This window comes from Streptomyces piniterrae, from assembly GCF_005048155.1.
Taxonomy (GTDB): Bacteria; Actinomycetota; Actinomycetes; order Streptomycetales; family Streptomycetaceae; genus Streptomyces; species Streptomyces piniterrae.
Genome location: NZ_SUMB01000008.1, coordinates 149227 through 173279, shown reverse-complemented (window position 1 = coordinate 173279; position 24053 = coordinate 149227). Strand labels below are relative to the sequence as shown.

Here is a 24053-nt window from a genome sequence, read left to right as displayed (position 1 = left end):
GGCCTGTTGCACAGGGCCTCATCGAGAACACAGGGAGCAACCGGAATGGGTTCGGTTCGCGTAGCCATCGTCGGCGTGGGCAACTGCGCCGCCTCGCTGGTACAGGGCGTCGAGTACTACAAGGACGCCGACCCGAACAGCCGCGTGCCCGGCCTCATGCACGTGCAGTTCGGCGACTACCACGTCCGCGACATCGAGTTCGTGGCCGCCTTCGACGTCGACGCCAAGAAGGTCGGCCTCGACCTCGCGGATGCCATCGGCGCCAGCGAGAACAACACCATCAAGATCTGCGACGTGCCGAACGCCGGCGTGACGGTCCAGCGCGGCCACACCCTCGACGGCCTGGGCAAGTACTACCGGATGACGATCGAGGAGTCCGAGGAGACTCCGGTCGACATCGTCCAGGTCCTCAAGGACAAGCAGGTCGACGTCCTGGTCTGCTACCTCCCTGTCGGCTCCGAGGACGCCGCGAAGTACTACGCGCAGTGCGCCATCGACGCCAAGGTCGCGTTCGTCAACGCCCTCCCGGTCTTCATCGCCGGCACCAAGGAGTGGGCGGACAAGTTCACCGAGGCCGGTGTCCCGATCGTCGGTGACGACATCAAGTCCCAGGTCGGCGCCACGATCACGCACCGCGTGATGGCCAAGCTCTTCGAGGACCGGGGCGTCGTCCTGGACCGCACGATGCAGCTGAACGTCGGCGGCAACATGGACTTCAAGAACATGCTCGAGCGCGAGCGCCTGGAGTCCAAGAAGATCTCCAAGACGCAGGCCGTCACCTCCCAGATCAGGGACCGTGAGCTGGGCGAGGACAACGTCCACATCGGCCCGTCGGACTTCGTGGCCTGGCTGGACGACCGCAAGTGGGCCTATGTCCGCCTCGAGGGCCGCGCCTTCGGTGACGTCCCGCTGAACCTCGAGTACAAGCTCGAGGTCTGGGACTCCCCGAACTCCGCCGGCGTCATCATCGACGCCCTGCGCGCCGCGAAGATCGCCAAGGACCGGGGCATCGGCGGCCCGATCCTCTCCGCTTCGTCGTACTTCATGAAGTCGCCGCCGGTGCAGTACTTCGACGACGAGGCTCGCGAGAACGTCGAGAAGTTCATCAAGGGCGACGTCGAGCGCTGAGGCGTCCGCCGCTCAACGCTCCACGCAGGCCCCCGGATATTCCACCCGGGGGCCTGCGGGCTGTGTGAGGCTGTGCCTCATGCATGCTGTGCGCGATCTCCGCGTATTACTCCAGCTCCGGGACTTCCGATCCCTCCTGGCCGCACGGCTCCTCTCCCAAGGCGCCGACGGCGTCTACCAAGTCGCACTCGCGACCTTCGTCGTCTTCTCGCCCGAGAAGCAGACCTCGGCCGCGGCCATCGCCTCCGCCATGGCCATCCTGCTGCTTCCCTACTCGCTCCTCGGCCCCTTCACCGGTGTGCTGCTCGACCGCTGGCGCCGCCGCCAGGTCATCCTGTACGGGAATCTGCTGCGGACTCTGCTGGCCGCGGTGACGGCCGCCTTGATGGTGGCCAAGGTCCCCGACTGGCTGTTCTACGCCTCCGCCCTGTCCGTGACCGCCGTGAACCGCTTCGTCCTGGCCGGCATTTCGGCCGCGCTCCCCCGCGTGGTCCGGGGCGAGAAGCAGCTCGTGATGGCCAACTCCCTTGCGCCCACTGCCGGAACGCTCGCCGCGACCGCCGGCGGCGGGCTCGCCTTCGCCGTCCGCCTCGCCGGCACGAATGTGGACGCCGTCGTCGTCCTGCTCGCGGCGGCCCTCTACCTCTGTTCGGCTCTCACCGCGCTGCGGATGGCGCCCGGGCTCCTCGGCCCCGACCCCTCACTGCTCCAACCGCACCTGCGGGAAGCCCTGTTGAGCACGGTACGGGGGCTCGCGGACGGCCTTCGTCATCTCGCCGAGCGGCGCCCCGCTGCCCGCGCGCTGACCGCGATGACCATAGTCCGCTTCTGCTACGGAGCCGTGACGGTCATGGTCCTCATGCTGTGCCGATACGCCTGGACCGACAACGAGTCCGACGGCCTGGCCCTGCTCGGGATCACCGTCGTGGTGTCGGGAGCAGGTTTCTTCGCGGCCGCTCTCGTGACGCCCTGGGCGGTCGGGCGGCTCACCGCCTTCGGCTGGATTGCCGTTTGCGCCGCCCTGGGCGCGGTGTTGGTACCCACGCTCGGCCTGCTCTTCGCTCCGGTGCCGATGCTGGCAGCCGCGTTCGTGCTCGGTATCAGCACACAAGGCACCAAGATTTCCACCGACACAGTGGTCCAGTCGTCGGTCGACGATGCCTTCCGCGGCCGGATCTTCGCCATCTACGACGTGCTGTTCAACGTCGCCTTCGTCGGTGCCGCGGCGGTCGCCGCCCTCATGCTGCCGCCGAACGGGAAGTCGGTCGTTCTGATAGTCGTTGTGGCCGCGGTCTACGCGGCGGTCGTCGCGGCATTGGTCCGCTTTAGGCGCCGTTAGGCGTCACGTCTTCTGCCGATGGGGCACCCAGCCCCCGCCGACGTCACCCGACCCGATAACTTACGGGCGTCCTACACAAGCCTGTACACATCAATATCGGGGGAATCGCATGACGACGCCGCCTCATGGCCAGAATCCGTACGGTCAGCAGCCCTACGGGCAGAACCCGTATCCGCAAGCGCCGCAAGCTCCGTACGGCCAGCCCCAGGGCGGCTACGCGTACCCGCAGCAGCAAGCCCCGTATGGACAGCAGCCGCAGCCGGGTTACCCGCAGGCACCGCAGCAGCCCTACATGCACGGTGGGGCACCGGTTCCCCCGCCGCCGCCTTCCACCCGCCGGTCCCCCATGGCGATCCTGAAGATCATCGGGCTCATCATCGCCGTGATCTTCGCGGGAGTCATCTGGGTGATGAGCTGGGACGACGCTGACACCGCCGAGGTGGGGGACTGTCTGAAGAACAACGGCAACACCATCAACCCCGATCTCCAGGTGGTGGATTGCGGCACTTCGGAGGCCGAGTTCAAGGTGAAGGAAGTCCACACGGAGACCACCGACATCACTCTCTGCCCCGAGGGCACCAGGGGCTATGGCGAGCAGCAGCGCAGTCGCAGGGGCTCCGGCAAGCGGTTTGTGCTCTGCCTGACAGATGTGAAGTAGAGCGGCCCGAAGCTCTCGGACACAACGAAGGGGCGGTGTTTCACGTGAAACACCGCCCCTTGGTTTCACGTGAAACATTGCGGTTCGACGCCCGCCTGTTTCACGTGAAACATCAGCTCTGAGTGGCCCACCACTCCTTGAGAGCCGCAATCGCGGCCTCGCGGTCCATCGGACCGTGCTCGAGTCGCAGCTCAAGCATCTGCTTGTACGCCTTGCCGACCTGCGGCCCCGGGCCGATGCCAAGAATTTTCATGATCTCGTTGCCGTCCAGATCCGGGCGGATCGCGTCCAGCTCTTCCTGCTCCTGCAACCGCGCGATGCGCTCCTCGAGCCCGTCATAGGCACGGGACAGGGCAGTCGCCTTGCGCTTGTTGCGGGTGGTGCAGTCCGAGCGCGTCAGCTTGTGCAGCCGCTCCAGCTGCGGGCCGGCATCCCGTACGTAGCGACGGACCGCCGAGTCCGTCCACTCACCGGTCCCGTAGCCGTGGAAGCGCAGATGCAACTCCACCAGAAGCGACACGTCCTTGATCATGTCGTTGGAGTACTTCAGGGCGGTCATCCGCTTTTTGGTCATCTTCGCCCCCACCACCTCGTGGTGATGGAAGGAGACCCGGCCGTCCATCTCGAAGCGCCGCGTCTTGGGCTTTCCGATGTCGTGCAGGAGGGCCGCCAGCCGCAGCACCAGATCGGGCCCGTTCTCTTCGAGGGCGATCGCCTGCTCCAGGACCGTCAGCGAATGCTCGTAGACGTCCTTGTGGCGGTGATGCTCGTCACGTTCCAACCGCAGCGCCGGCAGCTCGGGCAGCACCCGGCCGGCTAGCCCCGAGTCGACGAGCAGCCGCAGACCCTTGCGCGGGTTCGGCGCCAGGATCAGCTTGTTCAGCTCGTCCCGCACCCGCTCCGCGGAGACGATCTCGATCCGCTCCGACATCGCCTTCATCGCGGCGACGACCTCGGGAGCGACCTCGAAGTCCAGCTGGGCGGCGAACCGAGCCGCCCGCATCATCCGCAGCGGATCATCGGAGAACGACTGCTCGGGCGTCCCCGGGGTCCGCAGAACGCGGGCAGTCAGGTCCTCCAGACCGCCATGGGGATCGACGAACTCCTTCTGCGGCAGCAGCACCGCCATGGCGTTCACCGTGAAGTCCCGGCGGACCAGGTCCTCCTCGATGGAGTCGCCGTAGGACACCTCCGGCTTGCGCGAGGTGCGGTCGTAGGCCTCGGAGCGGTAGGTCGTGACCTCGATGTCGAACGAGCTCTTCTTGCAGCCCACCGTGCCGAAGGCGATGCCGACCTCCCATACCGCGTCCGCCCACGGCCGGACGATCTTCAGAACGTCCTCGGGGCGGGCATCGGTGGTGAAGTCCAGATCGTTGCCGAGCCTGCCGAGCAGCGCATCCCGGACCGAGCCACCGACCAGGGCAAGCGTGAACCCGGCCTCCTGGAATCGGCGGGCCAGGTCGTCCGCGACGGGGGACACCCGCAGAAGCTCGCTCACGGCACGGCGCTGTACATGGTTCAGCGCGTTCGTCGACTGCGGAGTCTGCTCGGGCTGCGGGGCGGCGATGTCATTGTTGGGGTTCGGCACAACAAAACAGGGTACGTGGCCACGCCGAGCGAAGCGTCACCCTAATAAGGCGACGGGTATCGGGCCGTCCGCCCCGCGATCATGTGGAGCAGTCCCCGGCACCACGCCGCTGCGGGCCTCGTTACCATTCGTGGACGCACAATCCGACGACCACTGACGACGACGAGGGACGGGCGAGCGCGTGGCCGAGGCGGCAGGGTTCCAGGGGACTGAACGGCCGCGTGGTCGATGGCTGCGAAGGACCGTGGCACTGGTCACCGGAGTGCCCCTGCTCGTGGGGGTGCTGCAGGTCCCGCACCCCTCCTCCGCGCAGGCGGCTCCGAGCGGCTCCCGCACGGTCGACGTCACCATCAATGCGATGTCGCCGTCCGCCCCCGCGAAGGACGACAAGGTCACCTTCTCCGGCACGCTGACCAACGACGGCAATACCACGGTCACCGACGCGCACGTCGGAATGAACCGCGGCCCGTCGCTCAACGGCCGCAGCTCCATCGAGACGGCGTCCAAGCGCACCGGCTACCTGGCGAGTGTGGACGGCAAGGAGATCGACGGGCACACAGCGAAGATCGGCAAGCTGGAGCCCGGCGCGAGCCGTCGCTTCACCCTGAGCGTGCCGGTCAAGGATCTCGACCTCGGCGACGACGGTGTGTACCAGGTCGGTGTCTCGCTGTCCGGACGGACCCAAGCCGCGCCCTACGAGCAGGTACTCGGCATCGACCACACCTTCCTGCCCTGGCAGAAGGCCGATGCCGACAAGAAGACCCAGCTCACCTACCTGTGGCCGCTGATCTCCTCCACGCATCTCACCGCCGAGACCGACGCCGACGCCCAGCAGACGCCGGTCTTCCGTAATGACGACCTGGCCGCGGAGCTCGCGCCCGGAGGCCGTCTGCAGAAGATGGTCGCGCTCGGCAGGAACCTGCCGGTGACCTTCGTCATCGACCCCGACCTGCTCGCCACCGTCGACGCGATGACCAAGTCCTACAAGGTCAACGGCCCGGACGGCCCCATGGGCAAGAACCAGGCGGTCGCCAAGCAGTGGCTGCACGACCTCGAGGAATCGGTGAAGACGCACGAGGTCATCGCGCTGCCGTTCGCCGACCCCGACCTGGCCTCGCTCGCCCACCACGGCCGGAGCGTCCCCAGCGCGCTCAGCCACCTCGGTCCGGCCACCGAACTCGCCGGCAGGACGGTGGACACGATCCTGGGCGTGAAGGCGCGTACGGACTTCGCCTGGCCCGTCGACGGAGCCATCGACAGCTCGATCGTCGACGTGGCCACCTCGGCCGGTGCGCACAACGTCATCACCCGCAGCGACAGCCTCCGGGAGACCGGCGGACTGCCCTACACCCCCACGGCAGCTCGGCCCATCGGCGGCGGCAACACCGCCATCGTCGCGGACCGGGGGCTCTCCCGGGCCTTCGAAGGCGATCTGTCGAAGGCCGGGGACGCCACCCACGCGGTCCAGGAGTTCCTCGCCCAGACCCAGATGATCAACCTCCAGGCCCCCGACCGGCAGCGCAGCATCGTCGTCGCACCGCAGCGCATGCCCTCGGCGGGCCAGGCCCAGGCCATGGCCGCCGCCCTGCGGGCGCTGGAGTCGGGGCGCTGGACACAGCCGCTGAACCTCAGCGGTGCGGCGAAGGCAGAGCCCGACCGCGCGGCCACCCGTCGAGTGCCCAGCGGAGCCGCCTACCCAGGCTCGCTGCGCAGGCAGGAACTCCCGACCGACGCCTTCCGGCAGATCCAGGACACCCAGGCCGCGCTGGACGATTTCCAGGTGATCCTGGCCCAGCCGGAACGTGTGGTGACCCCGTTCGGGAACGCCATAATGCGCGAGATGTCGACGGAGTGGCGGGGCGATGCCGTGGGCGCCACCGCGTACCGCAACTCCGTGCGGAGCTACCTCGACGGCCTGACCAAGAAGGTGCACCTGATCCAGAAGTCGGACGCGACGCTCTCCGGGCGCAGCGCGACGATTCCGGTGACGGTCCAGAACAACCTCGTACAGGGCGTCGAGGACATGACGCTGGAGCTCCGCTCCTCGCAGTCCAACCGTCTGGACGTGGGGGAGGCGCAGCGGATCAAGGTGGACGGCGGGCACAGCCAGTCGTTCAAGTTCGACACCACGGCGAACGCCAACGGCCGCGCGTGGGTGACCGCTCAGCTCTATACCTCCGACGGCAAGCCCTACGGTGACCCCATGACGTTCCAGGTGAACGTCACCGAGATCACCGCGACCGTCATGCTCGTCATCGCGGGCGGCGTGCTGCTGCTCGTCCTCGCCGGTGTGCGGATCTACCTCCAGCGCAAGCGGGCTGCCGCCCAGCGCGCCGAAGACGGGTCCGAGGGCGACGACGGCGAGGGTCCCGCCGACGAGGAAGACACGGACGGCGACAACGGCGGCACGGACGGCGACGACCCCGAGCAGCCGAGTGACCCCACGCCGGACACCGGTTCGGAAAACTCCGACCCGTCCGGCTCAGGTGAGAAAGTGGACCGTTGATATATGGCGGGGCCGGATGGCCGGCTACGGATGAGGTGGGGCAGCGATGAATGCGCCGTACGACGGTGACCGCGGCCGGGGCGCCCATGGCGACCCCACGGGGCCGGTCCCTCCGACGCCTCAGGTACCCACGGCCGAGGACCCCTTCGTCCAGGACACCTACAGCGGCGCTCCGCACCACCCGGGCCCGGCTGCCCAGGAACCGGTGACCGAGGCGCTCTACGACCGCGCCGCGCATCCGCCTCAGGGGCAGACCCCGCATCCGCTGTATCAACAGCCCTCCGCCACACAGCACACCGCCAACCCGCAGTTGTGGGCCTCGCCTCCGCCGCCCGAGCCGCAGGGCCCGGCCCGCGACTTCCCGTATGGGGACGACGCCGCGACGACACAGTTCGCTGGCATCCGCGACGAGCGGACCGCTCGGGGCGCCGACGAGCGGCCCGAGAACGACGCCTTCGCGCATCTTTTCCGGGACCAGCAGCAGCCGTACGAGCCCCAGCGCCCCACGCCGTCCCCGGCGGATCCCACCGCCGGGGGAGCCCAGGGGCCCGAGGCCGTGCCGCAGGAGCCCGCAGCGGCCCCTGAGCCGGCCCCCGCCGCTCCCACCGGCAAGTCCTCCGGCGGCCGCGCCTCCAGCCTGCTCAAGTCCAGCGCGCTGATGGCCGCCGGCACGATGGTGTCGCGGCTCACGGGCTTCGTCCGCTCGGCGCTGATCGTCGCCGCGCTGGGTGGTGCGGTCCTCGGTGACTCCTGGCAGGTCGCCTACCAGCTGCCCACGATGATCTTCATCCTGACCATCGGCGGCGGTCTGAACTCCGTCTTCGTCCCGCAGCTGGTCCGCGCGATGAAGGAGGACGACGACGGCGGCGAGGCCTATGCCAACCGGCTGCTCACGCTGGTCATCGTGATCCTCGGCGCCCTGACCGTCCTCGCGGTGTTCGCGGCGCCGCTCCTGGTGAAGCTGGTCTCCTTCGACATCTCCCGCGATCCGGCGGCCAATGAAGTCGCCGTCGCCTTCACCCGCTACTGCGTGCCGACGATCTTCTTCATGGGCCTGCACGTCGTGATGGGGCAGATCCTCAACGCCCGTGGCCGCTTCGGCGCGATGATGTGGACCCCGGTCCTCAACAACATCGTCATGATCGCCACTTTCGGGCTGTTCATCTGGGTCTACGGCACGGCGAAGACCTCCCACATCGGGGTCACCACGATCCCCTCCGAAGGCATCCGGCTGCTGGGAATCGGCACGCTCCTGGGACTCGTGGTGCAGGCCCTGGCGATGATCCCCTACCTGCGGGACGCCGATTTCAAGCTTCGGCTGCGCTTCGACTGGCGCGGCCACGGCCTGGGCAAGGCCGCGAAGCTCGCCAAGTGGACGGTGCTGTTCGTCCTCGCCAACCAGGCGGGCGTCCTCGTCGTCACCCAGCTCTCCACCTGGGCCGGCAACACCGCCGACCAACAGGGCTATCCCGGCACCGGCTTCATCTCGTACGCCAGCGCGCAGCTGATCTGGAACATGCCGCAGGCCATCATCACCGTCTCTGTGATGGCGGCGCTGCTGCCACGGTTGGCGCGGTCCGCCCACGACGGTGACACCGGCGCCGTCCGGGACGACATGTCGCAGGGGCTGCGCACCTCCGCCGTCGCCATCGTCCCGATCTCGTTCGGCTTCCTCTCCCTCGGCATCCCGCTCTGCACCCTGGTCTACGGCTCGTCCGGTGCCGGCGTCCCGATGGGCTACATGCTGATGGCCTTCGGCGTCGGCCTGATCCCGTTCTCCGTGCAGTACGTCGTCCTGCGCGCCTTCTACGCGTACGAGGACACCCGCACCCCCTTCTACAACACGGTGATCGTCGCCGCCGTCAACGCCGTCGCCTCGGCCCTGTGTTTCCTGGTCCTGCCCGCCCGCTGGGCCGTGGTCGGCATGGCCGCTTCGTACGGCCTGGCCTACATCATCGGCGTGGGCGTGGCCTGGCGCCGTCTGGGCAAGCGAATGGACGGCGACCTGGACACGGCGCACGTGGTTCGTACGTACGCCCGTCTGGCGGGCGCCAGCGTCCCGGCCACGCTCGTCTCAGGGGCCGCGGTGTACGGGATCATGCAGGGCCTCGGCACCGGGGTTCTCGGGTCGCTCGCCGCCCTCATCGGCGGCGGTGCGGCACTGCTGGCGGTCTTCTACGTCGCCGCGCGGAAGATGCGTATCGAGGAGCTCAACGCCTTGGTGGGCATGGTCCGCTCGAAGCTTGGGCGTTGATTGAGCACAACCATCGACCGCCACCGTGTGTCGTGCATAGTGGCGGACTGTGGGCACAATTGTCTTGGCTCATTGAGCCTGCAACGGATGGGGAGGCAGGAACGACGGTGGCGGAACGGAGCACGGCTGCCGTCGACGTGGCCGACACGAGCGGTGAGGAACCGCTGACCGCCAAGGCGGGTAAGGCCACGGACGACGGTGCGGAGGCCGAGAAGGTATCCGGCAGGGAAAAGGACGCCGCAGGCACCGACGAGAAGAGTGCCGAGGCAGCAGACTCCCAGCCACCCGAACTGCACAGTGGCCACAAACTCGCCAGACGCTACCGGCTCGAGGAGTGCGTCACCCGACTGGACGGGTTCAGCAGCTGGCGTGCGGTCGACGAAAAGCTGCGCCGGGCCGTAGGTGTGCACATCCTGCCCGCCGATCATCCGCGGGCCCGCCCCGTGCTGTCGGCTGCCCGCTCCTCCGCGCTCCTCGGTGACCCCCGGTTCGTCCAGGTCCTCGACGCGGTGGAGGAGAACGACCTCGTCTACGTCGTCCACGAATGGCTGCCGGACGCCACCGAGCTCTCCACCGTGCTCGCGAACGGCCCGCTCGAACCGCACGACGCCTACCAGCTCGTCAGCCAGGTCTCCCAGGCCATGGCGGCCGCGCACCGCGAGGGCCTGGCGCACCTGCGGATCAATCCCGGCTCGGTGCTGCGTACGGAGTCCGGGCAGTACCGCATCCGGGGCCTGGCCGTGATGGCCGCGCTGCGCGGCATCAGCTGCGACCACCCCCAGCGCACCGACACCGAGGCGATCGGCGCACTCCTGTACGCCGCCCTGACCCAGCGCTGGCCCTACGAGAGCGACGCCTACGGTCTCGCCGGGCTGCCGAAGGGCGTCGGGCTGATCGCTCCCGACCAGGTACGCGCCGGGATCCACCGCGGGCTGTCCGAGCTCGCCATGCGCGCGCTGGTCAACGATGGCGCCACGGCCTCCCGGCAGGAACAGCCGTGCACCACCCCGGAGGAGCTGTCCAAGGCCGTCGCGGCCATGCCGCGTATCCGGCCTCCGGAGACCGCCTTCTCCACACCCCCGCCCTACCAGCGCACCGGGTTCCAGCAGGGCACCTACCGGCAGTCGCCGGCCCGCAACGGTCAGCCCGGCTCGCCGACACAGCCCGTCCCGGCACCGCCGCCCCCGCTGCAGAGCCGCACCGGCAAGGCGCTGAAGTGGTCGGTCTCCGCGCTGCTGATCGCGGCGCTGGGGCTGGGCAGCTGGCAGCTGGCGGACACCCTGTTGAAGATCGAGAACGATCAGGGCGGATCGAGCCCCGCTCAGTCGCACGATGGAGAGAAGCAGAAGCCCTCGAAGCCCCTGCAAATCGAGAATGCCACCGAGTTTTCTCCGCTTGATGTTCCTATCGCCGGCGAGAAGGCTTCCCAGGCCACGGACCGCAACCCGGAAACCGCCTGGGTGACGGCCGGTTTCAAGGGCTGGCCGAATTTCGGCAACCTGCCGAGCCGCAAGGACGGCAGCGGAATCATCGTGGATCTCGGGAGCGTGAAAGAGCTATCCGGCGTCCAGGTCAGCATGTACCGGCCGGGGCAGACCGTGGAAGTCCTGGGCGCGTCCCAGTCCGCCTCGGATCCCACATCGCTCAGCGACTTCTCACAACGTCTCTCGAAGCCGGAAAAGGCCGGTGACAAGCTGACGGTGAAGCTCGACAAGGTGGTGAAGACACGGTACGTGCTGATCCACGTCACTGAGCTGCCCAGCGAGGCGTCCGGATCGTACCGCGGTGGCATTTCCGAAATCACCGTGCTCGGCTGATTTATTTACGGCCTCGCAAGCCGTCCACAAAATAAAATCCTGGGTTGCTCATCGCGGAAACTTCGGGAGATTCTCAGTCCAGCCAAGCGCTGGGCCGGGAATCTCCCGAGCGCCCAAAGGGATACGCACATTCACCCCGCGCATTCACACGCCGTCTCATCTCCCCAGAACAAGGGGGTCCCTGATTGACCGCGGTGCCATAGGGTAGTCCGCAACATGGGCAGTGAATGACCGGCCTCGGTATCACCGAGGTGACGCGCAGGGGAGGGGGCAATAGGTGAACTCGCTGGATGGCTGCAGCGATCAAGACCTCCTCGCTCGCCATGTCGCGGGCGATCCCGACGCCTTCGGAGAGATCGTCCGCCGCCACCGCGACCGGCTCTGGGCCGTGGCCCTGCGCACGCTCGGCGACCGCGAGGAAGCCGCCGACGCCGTGCAGGACGCTCTGGTCTCCGCCTACCGCGCGGCCCACACGTTTCGTGGGCAGTCCGCCGTGACGACCTGGCTGCACCGCATCACGGTGAATGCCTGTCTGGACCGGGCCCGCAAGGCCGCCTCCCGGCGCACCTCGCCCGTCGCCGAGACCGAGCGTCTGGAGCAGCTCCTCGAGCCTCAGGAATCCGCTGCGGTTCCGGCCGAGCGCCAGGATCTGCACCGTGAAGTGCTCAGTGCGCTGCGCACACTGCCCGAGGAGCAGCGTGCCGCTCTCGTCCTTGTCGATATGCAGGGCTATCCAGTCGCCGAAGCCGCCGCGATCCTCGATGTCCCGACCGGAACGGTGAAAAGCCGGTGCGCACGAGGCCGTGCTCGGCTGCTTCCCTTGGTCACCCATCTGCGCGCCGATGGCGGGGGTAGCGGACCCGTGAGCGGGGGAAGGAACCGGGCGCAGGGGACATCCGTCCCACCGACGGCAGGACCGAACGACACAGGTGCCGTGAAGGGCGGAGGTGGGCGAGCGTGACGTCGACGACCGGAACAGGCGAGCACCCGGAGGTCGCCGAGATCTCCGATCTCACCGACGGGCTCCTTTCCCCCTCCCGCACCGCGGATCTGCGAGACCATCTCGCCAGCTGCGCCCTGTGCGAAGACGTCTATGAGTCCTTGGAGGAAATCCGGGGGCTCCTCGGTACCCTTCCCGGTCCTACGCGTATGCCGGCCGATGTCGCGGGGCGCATCGATGCCGCCCTGGCCGCCGAGGCACTCCTGAACGCCACGTCGCCCAGCACGGGGACGCTGGTTTCACGTGAAACATCCGTCGCGCCGGCTTCGGTTTCACGTGAAACCGATGTGGAATCGCTCACCCCCGGTGCCAGGCCCAGCAGGCCGGCCGGTCGTCCCCGGGGCGCCTCCGGACCGGGTCGGCGGACACCGGGTGGCCGCTCGTCCCGTGCGCGCCGCTGGCCCCGAATCCTCCTCGGCACCGCAGCCGCCGCCGCGGTGTTCAGCATCGGTGGGCTCCTCGTCCAGAACGCCGCCCTCAACGGGAGCCAGGCGAGCAACCAGGACCGCAACACCGCGGTCACCGAAAAGAGCGCGGGCGCTGCCGGCGGCCTGACCCGCACGAACCTCGGCTCGCACGTCCACGACCTGCTCGCATCCAAGGCCTCGCACAAGTCACCGGACATCGGCACGCGCAGCTCCCCCGAGACCCCGATGCGCGGTGCGGCCGACACCGTCCCGTCCTGCGTACGGCAGGGCATCGGGCGGACGGAATCCCCGCTCGCGGCCAGCCGCCGCACCTTCGAGGGCAAGGACGCCTACCTCGTCGTGCTGCCCTATCCGTCCGACCCCTCGCGGGTCTCCGCGTACGTCGTAGCCTCCTCTTGTGTCTCCGCCTCTCCGCCGGTCCCCGGGAAGGTCCTGCTGTCCCACTCGTATCAGCGAGACTGAACGACGGAACGTGCGCTGTGACACTCCGGGAATGCTCGACCCGTAGGATCCGTTGGGTGGGGTGAGAGTTCCCAGAGAGCCCCAGCAAGCAGTCGGCAGAGACAAGGAAGACACCCGTGAGCGACGTCCGCAACGTGATCATCATCGGCTCCGGGCCCGCGGGATACACCGCAGCGCTCTATACGGCCCGCGCGTCCCTGAAGCCGCTGGTCTTCGAAGGTGCCGTCACCGCCGGCGGCGCGCTGATGAACACCACCGACGTGGAGAACTTCCCCGGATTCCGCGACGGCATCATGGGTCCGGACCTGATGGACAACATGCGCGCCCAGGCCGAGCGCTTCGGCGCCGAGCTTGTACCGGACGACATTGTCTCGGTCGACCTCTCCGAGGAGATCAAGACCGTCACCGACACCGCGGGCACCGTGCACCGCGCGAAGACCGTCATCGTCAGCACGGGCTCTCAGCACCGCAAGCTCGGCCTGCCGCGAGAGGACGAGCTGTCCGGCCGCGGTGTCTCCTGGTGCGCCACCTGCGACGGGTTCTTCTTCAAGGACCAGGACATCGCCGTCATCGGCGGTGGCGACACCGCGATGGAGGAGGCGACCTTCCTCTCGCGCTTCGCCAAGTCCGTCACGGTCGTCCACCGCCGCGGCACGCTGCGCGCGAGCAAGGCGATGCAGGATCGTGCCTTCGCCGACCCGAAGATCAAGTTCGCGTGGGACAGCGAGGTCGCCGAGATCCACGGCGAGAACAAGCTCTCCGGTCTGACGCTGCGCAACGTCAAGACCGGCGAGACCTCCGAACTCCCGGTGACCGGTCTGTTCATCGCGATCGGCCACGACCCGCGGACCGAGCTGTTCAAGGGCCAGCTGAACCTGGACGACGACGGCTACCTCAAGGTCGACGCCCCCAGCACGCGTACGAACCTGGCGGGTGTCTTCGCCGCCGGTGACGTTGTCGACCACACCTACCGCCAGGCGATCACCGCTGCCGGCACGGGCTGCTCCGCCGCCCTCGACGCCGAGCGGTTCCTCGCGGCGCTGACGGACGGCGAGTCCGTGCCCGAGCCGGACAAGTCGCCTTCCGTCTGAACCCTCGTACCCCCCGCCTCCCACCACCCATCCAGTAAGGAGATTGCCATGGCCGGCGCCACGGTGACCGTGACGGACGACAACTTCGAAGAGGTCGTCCTCAAGAGCGACAAGCCCGTCCTCGTGGACTTCTGGGCCACCTGGTGCGGCCCGTGCCGCCAGGTCGCCCCGTCCCTGGAGGCCATTGCCGCCGAGCACGACGAGATCGTCATCGCCAAGCTCAACACCGACGAGAACCCGGCGACCACCGCCAAGTACGGCGTCATGTCCATCCCGACCATGAACGTCTACAAGGGCGGCGAGGTCGTGAAGACCATCGTCGGCGCCAAGCCGAAGGCGGCGATCGAGCGCGACCTCGCGGACTTCCTCGCCTGAGTCACACGCTCATGTTTCACGTGAAACGGGCCCGCCCCTTTCGAGGGGCGGGCCCGTTCGCCGTTCGCCACCGCTACAAGGGGCGCAGGGCGGGTTCCTTCTGCACCGCCCCCAACAGCCGGTCGAGGGCCAGCTCCACGTCTTCCTTCCACGAGATCGTGGTCCGCAGCTCAAGCCGCAGCCGCGGAAAGCGCGGGTGCGGGCGTACGGTCTTGAAGCCCACTGCGAGGAGATGGTCGGCCGGCAGGACACATGCCGGCTCGGTCCAGCGGGCATCGCCGAATGCCTCGATGGCCTTGAACCCGCGCTGGATGAGGTCCTTGGCAACCGTCTGGACCATCACCCGCCCCAGCCCCTGGCCCTGGTAGCCGGGCATCAGCCAAGCGGTCAGCAACTGCACCGCATCCGGTGACACAGGGCTGGTGGGGAAGGCGGTGGACCGCGGCACATAGGCCGGCGGGGCATACATCACGAACCCGACCGGCACATCGTCGACATAGACAACGCGCCCGCAGGATCCCCACTCCAGCAGCACCGCCGAGATCCAGGCTTCCTTCTCCAGCTCCGGCCGGCCCGCCTTTACCGCGGCTTCACCGCTGACGGGGTCGAGCTCCCAGAAGACACAGGAGCGGCAGCGCTTGGGGAGATCTGGAAGGTTGTCCAGCGTGAGCGGTACGAGCTGACGGCCCATGAAGCCAGGTCCTCACTTCCCTCGCCCGCCGCACCACGAAGCGCCGTCAGCGTTGCTCGCTCTCTGAGCAGACCACCAACGAACCCTCCGACGGCTGCGAGGCCGAACCCCGCCGCCGCCATGAGTCCGGTGCGGCTCACTGATCGCATGGCTCTCTCCTCGATATGAGGTGTCTCCACGTGGATGCGCGCCATACCCGATCGCATCGTATCCACCCTTTACGGGCACGGGTACCGCCAGAGAGCAAAGGGCGGGCCGTGTTCCGGTAAGCCCCCCCGGAACACGGCCCGCCGCGAGCCGAAACGTCAGCTCACTCCTCGTTCTGGTTCTCTTCTGCCAGCGACTTTCCCAGAACGCGTCCTTCGCCGGGGGCCAGCGTGCCGAGGATGCGCTCCAGGTCGTCTATCGAGGCGAACTCGACGACGATCTTTCCCTTCTTCTGGCCGAGGTCGACCTTCACCCGGGTCTCGAAGCGGTCGGACAGTCGCGACGCGAGACCCGTGAGCGCAGGGGACACCCGGGTACCCGCACGGGGCCCCTTCGCCTTGCTCGCGCTCTTGGGAGTCGAGCCCATCAGCTTCACGATCTCCTCGACCGTGCGCACCGACAACCCCTCCGCCACGATGCGACGTGCCAGGTGGTCCTGCTCCTCCGAGTCCTCCACGGAGAGCAGGGCACGGGCATGTCCCGCGGAGAGCACACCCGCAGCGAGCCGGTTCTGCACGGACGGCGAGAGATTCAGCAGACGCAGCGTGTTGGAGACCTGCGGACGGGATCGCCCGATCCGGTCGGCCAGCTCGTCATGCGTGCACTTGAAGTCCTTCAGCAACTGGTCGTAGGCGGCGGCCTCTTCCAGCGGGTTGAGCTGAGCCCGGTGGAGATTCTCCAGGAGCGCGTCCAACAGCAGCTTGTCATCGTCGGTGGCCCGGACGATGGCGGGAATCTTCTCCAGTCCGGCCTCACGGCAAGCCCGCCAGCGGCGCTCGCCCATGATGAGCTCGTACTTGTCCGGGGCGGTCTGACGGACCACAACCGGCTGGAGCAGACCCACCTCCCGGATGGAGGTGACCAGCTCGGCCAGGGCGTCCTCGTCGAAGACCTCACGCGGCTGCCGGGGGTTCGGCGTGATCGCATCCAGTGGCACCTCGGCGAAATGGGCACCCGCGACTTCCGCCACCGCCCCCGCCGTTGTCCCCGCCTCGGCCGGTGGCTCCGTTTCACGTGAAACACCGTGTGCCGGCAGCCCGGCGACCTTGGCCGCCGCGACTCCTCGCTCCGGCGCCAATACGGGTACCGCCGACGGTGACGTCGCTCCCCGCCCCACCGCAGGGCCGGTAGGGTCCGTGCTCTGCGGTGCCGCAGGGATCAGCGCACCGAGCCCACGGCCCAGCCCTCTACGTCGTTCACTCACTGAGTCCCCTCCGACATGCTGTGCTGTGCTTCATAGTTGATGCCCAGGCCCTGGCTCCCGATCTGGGGCACCCCGCGCAACGCGATCTCTCTGGCCGCTTCGAGGTACGAGAGCGAGCCGCTGGATCCCGGGTCATAGGTGAGCACCGTCTGCCCGTAGCTGGGCGCCTCGGAAATGCGCACCGAGCGGGGGATGCTGGTACGGAGCACCTCGCTGCCGAAGTGACTGCGCACCTCGTCGGCAACCTGGGAAGCCAGCCGGGTACGCCCGTCGTACATGGTGAGCAGGATCGTCGAGACATGGAGCTTGGGGTTGAGATGGCCCCGCACCAGGTCGACATTCCTCAGAAGTTGCCCCAGGCCCTCAAGCGCGTAGTACTCGCACTGGATCGGGATCAGTACCTCGGCGCCGGCGACCAGAGCATTGACGGTCAGCAGTCCGAGCGAGGGCGGGCAGTCGATGAGGATGTAGTCCAGCGGCTGTTCATACGCCTGGATGGCCCGGTCCAGCCGGCTCTCCCGTGCCACCAGTGAGACCAGCTCGATCTCGGCGCCGGCGAGGTCGATCGTGGCGGGCGCGCAGAACAGGCCCTCCACGTCCATCACCGGCTGCACCACGTCGGAGAGTGGCTTGCTCTCCACCAGCACGTCATAGATCGACGGCACTTCGGCATGGTGGTCGATCCCCAGCGCCGTCGAGGCATTGCCCTGAGGGTCGAGGTCGATCACAAGAACCCGCGCCCCGTGCAGGGCGAGTGAGGCCGCCAGGTTCACCGTGGTCGTGGTCTTGCCGACCCCGCCCTTCTGGTTGGCGACCACCATGACCCGGGTGTGTTCGGGCCGGGGTAGCCCCTCGCCCGCGCGGCCGAGTGCCTCTACCGCCAGCTGAGCTGCACGACCGATCGGGGTGTCGTCCATCGGGGGCGGCGTTTCACGTGAAACGTCGTCCCCGAACGACTGGCTACGGGGACCGGGGACCGGATCGGTCATCGGTCCCGCGATGTTGGCGTCGGACCGCAAGGATTCACTCTCCTCGACATCAGGCTCGCAATGTGCAGAGCCTGCCATGCTTTCGGTGTCGTGAACCAGTGAGGTCCGTTCTCCTGTGGATGAACCCACATCTGTGGATACTTCCGTGACCCTTGTGGGCCTGCGGTCACGCGGCGCGGCAGCCGCGCGACCACGACTGATAATCCCTTGCAGCAGAGAACGACGTTTCACGTGAAACACGATGCCAGCGCCGCGCCCAATTAAGCCGCAACACTCCGTCTTATGGCGTTTTGTGTTGTTTACTGAATTCGCCCTGTTCACGGCGATGCGGTGGACGACACGCCCACCGCATCAGCGCCGGCCAGCGCACCTCCGGCATCAGGGCGTCAGCGCCGCCGGCCCCTGGACCCGCGACTGACGCGAGCAGCCTTCGCCCGCTTGGCCGCAAAGCGCACCCCGCCCGGGCTCTCGCCCACCTCGACCCGCACCACCGTCGAGGGCGGATCCACAATGCCCTCGCCCACATGCACCACCGAGGTCTCCACCACGCCGAGCTTGCTCAGCGCCGCCCGAGCGCTCTTGAGCTCCTCCTCCGCGGTGTCGCCCTTGAGCGCCAGCATCTCGCCGTAAGGACGCAGCAGGGGAACCCCCCAGCCGGCCAGCCGGTCGAGCGGAGCAACGGCCCGCGCGGTCACCACATGCACCTGAGGAAGCTTGCCCATGACCTCCTCGGCCCGCCCCCGGACGACCGTCACATGATCCAGCCCGAGCAGCTCGACGACCTCCTGGAGGAAGTTCGTACGTCGCAGCAGCGGCTCCAGGAGCATGATCTTCAGATCCGGGCGCACCAGAGCCAACGGAATACCGGGCAGCCCGGCCCCCGAGCCCACATCGCAGACCGAGACGCCCTCGGGCACCACCTCGGAGAGCACCGCGCAGTTCAGCAGGTGCCGCTCCCACAGCCGCGGCACCTCGCGGGGGCCGATCAGGCCCCGCTGCACGCCCGCGTCGGCGAGCAGCTCGCCGTACCGCACGGCCTCCGGAAAGCGCTCACCGAATACCTCCTGCGCAGCTTTCGGCGCAGGAGGGAGCTCTGCTGCTGCCTCCGTCACGGGAACCGCCCTTCCTCTGGACTGCTTTTCCTGCCGGGAACCCGGGATAGGCCCGGAATAACACAGAACGCTGACAAGTTTTGGCCCCGCCTGCGAGCAGACGGGGCCAAAGAAAGAGAAGCGCTGGGAGATCAGGCCGGGAGAACAACCACGCGGCGCTGCGGCTCCTCGCCCTCCGACTCGCTGCGCAGCCCCGCCGCGGCCACCGCGTCGTGAACGACCTTGCGCTCGAAGGGCGTCATCGGGTCGAGCTTCACCGGCTCACCGGTGCCCTTGGCCTGCTCCGCCGCCTTGGCGCCGATCTCGGCGAGCTCCTCACGCTTGCGCGCCCGGAAGCCCGCGATGTCCAGCATCAGACGGCTGCGATCACCGGTCTCGCGGTGCACGGCGAGCCGGGTCAGCTCCTGCAGCGCCTCCAGCACCTCACCATCCCGGCCCACCAGCTTCTGCAGATCACGGCTGGTCGAATCGCTGATGATCGACACGGCGGCCCGGTCGGCCTCGACGTCCATGTCGATGTCGCCGTCCAGGTCCGCGATGTCCAGCAGCCCCTCGAGGTAGTCGGCCGCGATCTCGCCTTCCTGCTCCAGGCGGGTCAGGGTGTCGGTGCCCTTGGTGGCAGGGTTCGTGTCCGTCACGAAAGGACTCCTTCTTACTTCTTGGACGGGTGCTTGGGGCGCTGCTGGCCCTTGCGCTGTCCGGACTTGGTGTTACGGGATCCGGAGGCGGAGCCGCCCTTCGCGGGGGTGCCGCCGTTCGCCTTGCTGTCCTGCGTGGCCTTCTTCTCCAGCGACTGCTTCTTCGAAGCCCCCTGCCCGGAGCCCGCGGCGCCGCCCGAGCCGGCACGCGTACGGCCCTGCGCGCCGCCACCCGCGGCACCGGTGGTGGTGTGCCGCTTGGACTTCGGCTGCCGCTTGGGCTGCTGGCGGTTCTGGCGCGCCTCCTCGGCAGCCTTCTTCGCCTCGACCTCGGCCGGAGCCTCCACCAGCTTGCCCTTGGCCCGCAGCCGCTCCTGGCGCTCGGTGAAGGCCTTGCTGCCCGGGGTGGGGTTACGACGGATGACGAACATCTGCTGGCCCATGGTCCACACGTTGGTGGTCAGCCAGTAGACGAGAACACCGACGGGGAAGTTGATGCCGAAGACGGCGAACATGATCGGGAAGACGTACATCAGCATCTTCTGCTGCTGCATGAACGGCGTCTTCACCGTGAGGTCGACGTTCTTGGTCATCAGCTGGCGCTGCGTGTAGAACTGCGACGCCGACATCAGGACGATCATGATGACGGTGACGACGCGGACGTCGGTCACGGAAGCGCCGAGGCTCTGGATCTTCTCCGCGCTGTCCATGAACTTCGCGGCGAGCGGGGCACCGAAGATGTGCGCCTTGTTCGCGCTGTCCAGCAGCGACTGGTTGATGACGCCGACGGTCTGGTTGTTCGCGATGTGGTTCAGGACCTGGTACAGCGCGATGAAGAACGGCGACTGGGCCAGAATCGGGAGACAGCTCGAGAGCGGGTTGGTGCCCGTCTCCTTGTAGAGCTTCATCATCTCTTCGGACTGGCGCTGCTTGTCGCTCTTGTAGCGCTCCTGGATCGCCTTCATCTTCGGCTGGAGCGCCTGCATGTTCCGCGTCGACTTGATCTGCTTCACGAAGAGCGGGATCAGGCAGATACGGATCAGCACCACCAGCGAGACGATGGACAGACCCCACGCCGCGCCACTGTTCTCGTTGAAGATCAGGCTGTAGAACGAGTGGAACTGGACGATGATCCAGGAAACAGCGTAGTAGAGAGGATTCAGGATCGTGTCCACGAATCAGGCTCCTTGGGCGTTGGGCTGAGTCTCGGGCTGGGCGGCAGGGTCAGGGACGGTGGGCCCGCCCAGGCGGCTCCTCAGCCGCTGATGCCAAACCGGACGCTTCCGGGGAGGGACGTGGTCGACACCACCGAGCGACCACGGATTGCATCGCAGGATGCGCCAGGCGGTCAGCGCGGTCCCTTTCACCGCGCCGTGCCTGTCGATGGCGGTATAGCCATAGTGCGAGCACGACGGGTAGTACTTGCAGACCGGGCCCAGCAGGGGGCTGATGGTCCACTGGTAGATCTTGATCAAAAGAAGCAGCGGGTACTTCACTGTGCGCTCCCTCCCGGGTCCCGTCCGGGGTTCCGGGGGCCCGAGGCGAAGCCGCTGTCGGTCGCGGCCCCCGGGGGATTGCAGCCTCTCGGCACCCCTCCCAGCAGCCGCTGAAGAGCGGCATCCAGGTCGCGGGCCAGCTGATCGTGATCTGCGTCACCCGCGCCGGGCAGGGCCCGTACGACAACCAGGCTACCGGCGGGCAGCCGGTCCAGCCGGTCGCGCATGAGATGGCGAAGCCGCCGCTTGACCCTGTTACGGACGACGGCGACGCCAACGGCCTTGCTCACGACGAAACCCGCACGCGTCGGGGGAACGCATTCCCCCGCTGCGTGCGGGTCCGTTGCACCGCTACGAAAATGGACGACAAGGAGCGGGCGCCCGGCCCTGCGTCCCCGGCGTACCGCGGTCGCAAAGTCCTCGCGCCGCCTCAGCCGATGTTCGGTAGGCAGCACGTCATGGACCTTGGGTCAGGCTGCTCAGGCCGACAGACGGGCGCGACCCTTGCCACGACGGGTCGCGAGGATCGCGCGGCCGGCGCGGGTCCGCATGCGCAGACGGAAGCCGTGGGTCTTCGCGCGGCGGCGGTTGTTCGGCTGGAAGGTGCGCTTGCTCACTCGGGGGCTCCAGGAATGCTTGTTGTCTCAAACGAGACAGATGTGGGGCGTCGATTGGCTGTCACCGTGCGCCCACGAGTAGCTCGCAACGCCCGAGTGCACCGCTTCACGATCACCAGGAGCGCGATCTTTGCCCATCGGAGGCAGGCGGCAGCAGCCATCGACAACTCGACCTGGTCACGGTACGCGCGGCTGCGCCATCCGGTCAAACCGGCTCCTTGGCACCGCGGACGCCCCCTTGTCAGGACACACTATGCACAGCCTGTGGACAACAACTTGAATCCCCAGGCCCGGCCTGACTACCGTGGCTGAACTCCGATTCCTTCCCGCCCGTCCTGAGAATCACACATTCGTGGGACTGCTGAGAGAGCGTGCCCTGTGGCTGATGTACCTGCCGATCTTGCCGCAGTGTGGCCACGCGTACTCGATCATCTCCTGAGAGCAGAGGCCGATGGCCTCAAGCCCAAGGACCAGGACTGGCTCAAGCGCACCCAGCCGCTGGCGCTGGTCGCCGACACCGCCCTGCTCGCCGTTCCCAACGAATTCGCCAAGGGTGTGCTCGAAGGGCGCCTGGCGCCGCTGATCGGCGAAGCCCTCAGCCATGAGTGCGGACGGCCGATCCGGATCGCGATCACCGTTGACGACTCCTCCGAGGAGCCGCCGGCGCAATCCGGGCCCCCGGCCTCTCAGCAGCACCAGCAGTCGCAGCACCAGTCGCCGCAGCAGCACTCGCAGCCGCAGCAGCACCCGCAACACCAGCCGCCGCATCAGTCCCAGCCCCAGCACGATGTGTACGAGGGCTACGACAACCGCCACGACGGGCGCCAGGGCTACGGACGGCAGGGCGACGAGCTGCCCAGCGTCCGGCCCGCCTATCCCGATTACCAGCAGCAGCACCGGCCCGAGCCCGGTGCCTGGCCCCAGCACTCCGCCATGGGCCCGCGCGACGACTACGGCTGGCAGCAGCAGCACCTCGGCGGCTTTCCCGAGCGCGACCCGTACGCCTCCCCGCCGCCCTCGCACGTACAGCAGCACCAGCAGGCGCAGAACGACTACCGCTCGCAGGGCGCCGAGCGCTCCGGGCCGCCGCAGCGCCCCGACGGTTCGCGCTCCCCTTACGACCAGCCGCGCCGCGACCTCTCGGAGCACCAGCCGCCGGGGCGGTCAGGCCCCGCGCCCAGCGGTGCGCCCGGCCCGCTCGCCGCGCAGCCCGCGCCGGCGCCCGGCCCCGGTGAGCCGACCGCCCGGTTGAACCCGAAGTACCTCTTCGACACCTTCGTCATCGGTGCCTCGAACCGCTTCGCGCACGCCGCCGCGGTCGCCGTCGCCGAGGCCCCGGCCAAGGCGTACAACCCGCTGTTCATCTACGGCGAGTCCGGCCTCGGCAAGACCCACCTGCTGCACGCGATCGGGCACTACGCGCGGAGCCTGTATCCGGGCACCCGGGTGCGGTACGTGAGCTCGGAGGAGTTCACCAACGAGTTCATCAACTCCATCCGCGACGGCAAGGCGGACGCGTTCCGCAAGCGATACCGCGACATGGACATCCTGCTCGTCGACGACATCCAGTTCCTGGCGAGCAAGGAGTCGACGCAGGAGGAGTTCTTCCACACCTTCAACACGCTGCACAACGCGAACAAGCAGATCGTGCTGTCCAGCGACCGGCCGCCCAAGCAGCTGGTCACTCTGGAGGACCGGCTGCGCAACCGCTTCGAGTGGGGCCTGATCACGGACGTCCAGCCGCCCGAGCTGGAGACCCGGATCGCGATCCTCCGCAAGAAGGCGGTGCAGGAGCAGCTGAACGCACCGCCCGAGGTGCTGGAGTTCATCGCCTCCCGGATCTCGCGCAACATCCGCGAGCTGGAGGGCGCGCTGATCCGGGTCACCGCGTTCGCGTCGCTCAACCGGCAGCCGGTGGACCTGGGGCTCACCGAGATCGTGCTGAAGGACCTGATCCCCGGCGGTGAGGACGCCGCGCCGGAGATCACCGCGACCGCGATCATGGCCGCGACCGCCGACTACTTCGGGCTGACCATCGACGACCTGTGCGGATCCTCGCGCAGCCGGGTGCTGGTGACGGCCCGCCAGATCGCCATGTATCTGTGCCGTGAGCTCACGGATCTCTCGCTGCCGAAGATCGGCGCGCAGTTCGGCGGCCGGGACCATACGACCGTGATGCACGCCGACCGCAAGATCCGCGCGCTGATGGCCGAGCGCCGCTCCATCTACAACCAGGTCACCGAGCTGACCAACCGCATCAAGAACGGCTGACGGCGGGCCGCACAGACGCCCAGGGGCGCTCCGGGACGGGTTTCCGGAGCGCCCTTCGTCGTACGGGGCGCCCCTCGTCGTACGGGGCGGGCGCGGACGAGCGGGGACACCCGCGGGAAACGCGTGCGGAGCGGCCCGGCGGAACAGGCCGGCGAAAGCCTCCTGGAGCTCTCCGCGAGCGC

At 68.1% G+C, this 24053-nt stretch carries 20 protein-coding genes and 1 pseudogene; 11 read left to right on the top strand and 10 right to left on the bottom strand.

Annotation, left to right across the window (positions count from 1 at the left end):
• Positions 1-45 precede the first annotated feature (45 nt).
• The 3 genes from FCH28_RS23125 (at position 46) to FCH28_RS38565 (ending at position 3125) form a co-directional block, all read left to right on the top strand.
• On the top strand, positions 46-1128 hold the full coding sequence (locus tag FCH28_RS23125) for an inositol-3-phosphate synthase (protein ID WP_136742022.1): 1083 nt from the start codon (positions 46-48) through the stop codon (positions 1126-1128).
• 79 nt (positions 1129-1207) lie between these two features.
• Complete coding sequence (locus tag FCH28_RS23120) at positions 1208-2467, top strand: MFS transporter (RefSeq protein WP_136742021.1); 1260 nt, start codon at positions 1208-1210, stop codon at positions 2465-2467.
• Positions 2468-2576: 109 nt separating this feature from the next.
• The gene (locus FCH28_RS38565; protein ID WP_187363912.1) at positions 2577-3125 is read left to right on the top strand and encodes an LppU/SCO3897 family protein; all 549 of its coding nucleotides are present in this window, start codon (positions 2577-2579) and stop codon (positions 3123-3125) included.
• Between the two features lie 112 nt (positions 3126-3237).
• On the opposite strand, the gene FCH28_RS23110 is transcribed toward FCH28_RS38565, so the two are convergent.
• The gene (locus FCH28_RS23110) at positions 3238-4713 is read right to left on the bottom strand and encodes a CCA tRNA nucleotidyltransferase (RefSeq protein WP_136742020.1); all 1476 of its coding nucleotides are present in this window, start codon (positions 4711-4713) and stop codon (positions 3238-3240) included.
• A gap of 181 nt (positions 4714-4894) precedes the next feature.
• On the opposite strand from FCH28_RS23110, the gene FCH28_RS23105 reads away from it, so the two are divergent.
• The 7 genes from FCH28_RS23105 to trxA all read left to right on the top strand — a co-directional run bounded on the left by FCH28_RS23105 (position 4895) and on the right by trxA (position 14646).
• Positions 4895-7219, top strand: a complete 2325-nt coding sequence (locus tag FCH28_RS23105) for a DUF6049 family protein (RefSeq protein ID WP_187363901.1) — start codon at positions 4895-4897, stop codon at positions 7217-7219.
• A 46-nt stretch (positions 7220-7265) separates the two neighbouring features.
• Positions 7266-9473, top strand: coding sequence for a murein biosynthesis integral membrane protein MurJ (gene murJ, locus FCH28_RS23100; protein WP_136742018.1), 2208 nt, complete (start codon positions 7266-7268; stop codon positions 9471-9473).
• A 107-nt stretch (positions 9474-9580) separates the two neighbouring features.
• Positions 9581-11290, top strand: coding sequence for a protein kinase family protein (locus FCH28_RS23095; RefSeq protein WP_136742017.1), 1710 nt, complete (start codon positions 9581-9583; stop codon positions 11288-11290).
• A gap of 277 nt (positions 11291-11567) precedes the next feature.
• Positions 11568-12251 (top strand): RNA polymerase sigma factor SigM, encoded by a 684-nt coding sequence (gene sigM, locus FCH28_RS23090; RefSeq protein ID WP_136742016.1) that lies wholly within the window; start codon positions 11568-11570, stop codon positions 12249-12251.
• Positions 12248-13180, top strand: a complete 933-nt coding sequence (locus FCH28_RS23085; RefSeq protein ID WP_136742015.1) for an anti-sigma factor family protein — start codon at positions 12248-12250, stop codon at positions 13178-13180. Before sigM ends, FCH28_RS23085 begins: the two co-directional genes overlap by 4 nt.
• 116 nt (positions 13181-13296) lie before the next feature.
• Complete coding sequence (trxB, locus tag FCH28_RS23080; RefSeq protein ID WP_136742014.1) at positions 13297-14271, top strand: thioredoxin-disulfide reductase; 975 nt, start codon at positions 13297-13299, stop codon at positions 14269-14271.
• A 48-nt stretch (positions 14272-14319) separates the two neighbouring features.
• On the top strand, positions 14320-14646 hold the full coding sequence (gene trxA, locus FCH28_RS23075; RefSeq protein WP_136742013.1) for a thioredoxin: 327 nt from the start codon (positions 14320-14322) through the stop codon (positions 14644-14646).
• Between the two features lie 73 nt (positions 14647-14719).
• Here the strand turns inward: trxA and FCH28_RS23070 are convergent, their stop codons facing one another.
• The 9 genes and pseudogenes from FCH28_RS23070 to rpmH all read right to left on the bottom strand — a co-directional run bounded on the left by FCH28_RS23070 (position 14720) and on the right by rpmH (position 21600).
• Positions 14720-15337, bottom strand: coding sequence for a GNAT family N-acetyltransferase (locus tag FCH28_RS23070; RefSeq protein WP_136742012.1), 618 nt, complete (start codon positions 15335-15337; stop codon positions 14720-14722).
• A gap of 310 nt (positions 15338-15647) precedes the next feature.
• Positions 15648-16748, bottom strand: coding sequence for a ParB/RepB/Spo0J family partition protein (locus tag FCH28_RS23065; protein ID WP_136742011.1), 1101 nt, complete (start codon positions 16746-16748; stop codon positions 15648-15650).
• Positions 16745-17815, bottom strand: a complete 1071-nt coding sequence (locus FCH28_RS23060; protein WP_136742010.1) for an AAA family ATPase — start codon at positions 17813-17815, stop codon at positions 16745-16747. Before FCH28_RS23060 ends, FCH28_RS23065 begins: the two co-directional genes overlap by 4 nt.
• A 308-nt stretch (positions 17816-18123) precedes the next feature.
• Positions 18124-18849 carry a 16S rRNA (guanine(527)-N(7))-methyltransferase RsmG gene (gene rsmG, locus FCH28_RS23055; RefSeq protein ID WP_136742009.1) on the bottom strand — a complete coding sequence of 242 codons (726 nt, stop codon included), beginning with the start codon at positions 18847-18849 and terminating at the stop codon, positions 18124-18126.
• 131 nt (positions 18850-18980) lie between these two features.
• Positions 18981-19487: a Jag family protein gene (locus FCH28_RS23050; protein ID WP_136742008.1), complete on the bottom strand. Its 507-nt coding sequence runs from the start codon at positions 19485-19487 to the stop codon at positions 18981-18983.
• A 14-nt stretch (positions 19488-19501) separates the two neighbouring features.
• Entirely contained in the window at positions 19502-20662 is a 1161-nt protein-coding gene (gene yidC / locus FCH28_RS23045; protein ID WP_136742007.1) for a membrane protein insertase YidC, read from the bottom strand.
• Positions 20663-20665: 3 nt separating this feature from the next.
• The gene (yidD, locus tag FCH28_RS23040) at positions 20666-20983 is read right to left on the bottom strand and encodes a membrane protein insertion efficiency factor YidD (protein WP_136742006.1); all 318 of its coding nucleotides are present in this window, start codon (positions 20981-20983) and stop codon (positions 20666-20668) included.
• A gap of 86 nt (positions 20984-21069) precedes the next feature.
• Positions 21070-21438: pseudogene (rnpA, locus tag FCH28_RS23035) on the bottom strand (ribonuclease P protein component); the annotation flags it as partial.
• Between the two features lie 24 nt (positions 21439-21462).
• Positions 21463-21600 carry a 50S ribosomal protein L34 gene (rpmH, locus tag FCH28_RS23030; protein ID WP_030354375.1) on the bottom strand — a complete coding sequence of 46 codons (138 nt, stop codon included), beginning with the start codon at positions 21598-21600 and terminating at the stop codon, positions 21463-21465.
• A 378-nt stretch (positions 21601-21978) separates the two neighbouring features.
• Between rpmH and dnaA the strand changes: the two genes are divergently transcribed.
• The gene (dnaA, locus tag FCH28_RS23025) at positions 21979-23871 is read left to right on the top strand and encodes a chromosomal replication initiator protein DnaA (RefSeq protein WP_136742004.1); all 1893 of its coding nucleotides are present in this window, start codon (positions 21979-21981) and stop codon (positions 23869-23871) included.
• The last annotated feature ends 182 nt before the right edge of the window (positions 23872-24053 follow it).

Bases quoted from the DNA above. Each gene is read 5' to 3' on its own strand.
- FCH28_RS23070 (WP_136742012.1), bottom strand. From the start codon at position 15,337: ATGGGCCGTCAGCTCGTACCGCTCACGCTGGACAACCTTCCAGATCTC.
- FCH28_RS38565 (WP_187363912.1), top strand. From the start codon at position 2,577: ATGACGACGCCGCCTCATGGCCAGAATCCGTACGGTCAGCAGCCCTAC.
- murJ (WP_136742018.1), top strand. From the start codon at position 7,266: ATGAATGCGCCGTACGACGGTGACCGCGGCCGGGGCGCCCATGGCGAC.
- trxA (WP_136742013.1), top strand. From the start codon at position 14,320: ATGGCCGGCGCCACGGTGACCGTGACGGACGACAACTTCGAAGAGGTC.
- FCH28_RS23120 (WP_136742021.1), top strand. From the start codon at position 1,208: ATGCATGCTGTGCGCGATCTCCGCGTATTACTCCAGCTCCGGGACTTC.
- FCH28_RS23060 (WP_136742010.1), bottom strand. From the start codon at position 17,815: ATGGCAGGCTCTGCACATTGCGAGCCTGATGTCGAGGAGAGTGAATCC.
- FCH28_RS23125 (WP_136742022.1), top strand. From the start codon at position 46: ATGGGTTCGGTTCGCGTAGCCATCGTCGGCGTGGGCAACTGCGCCGCC.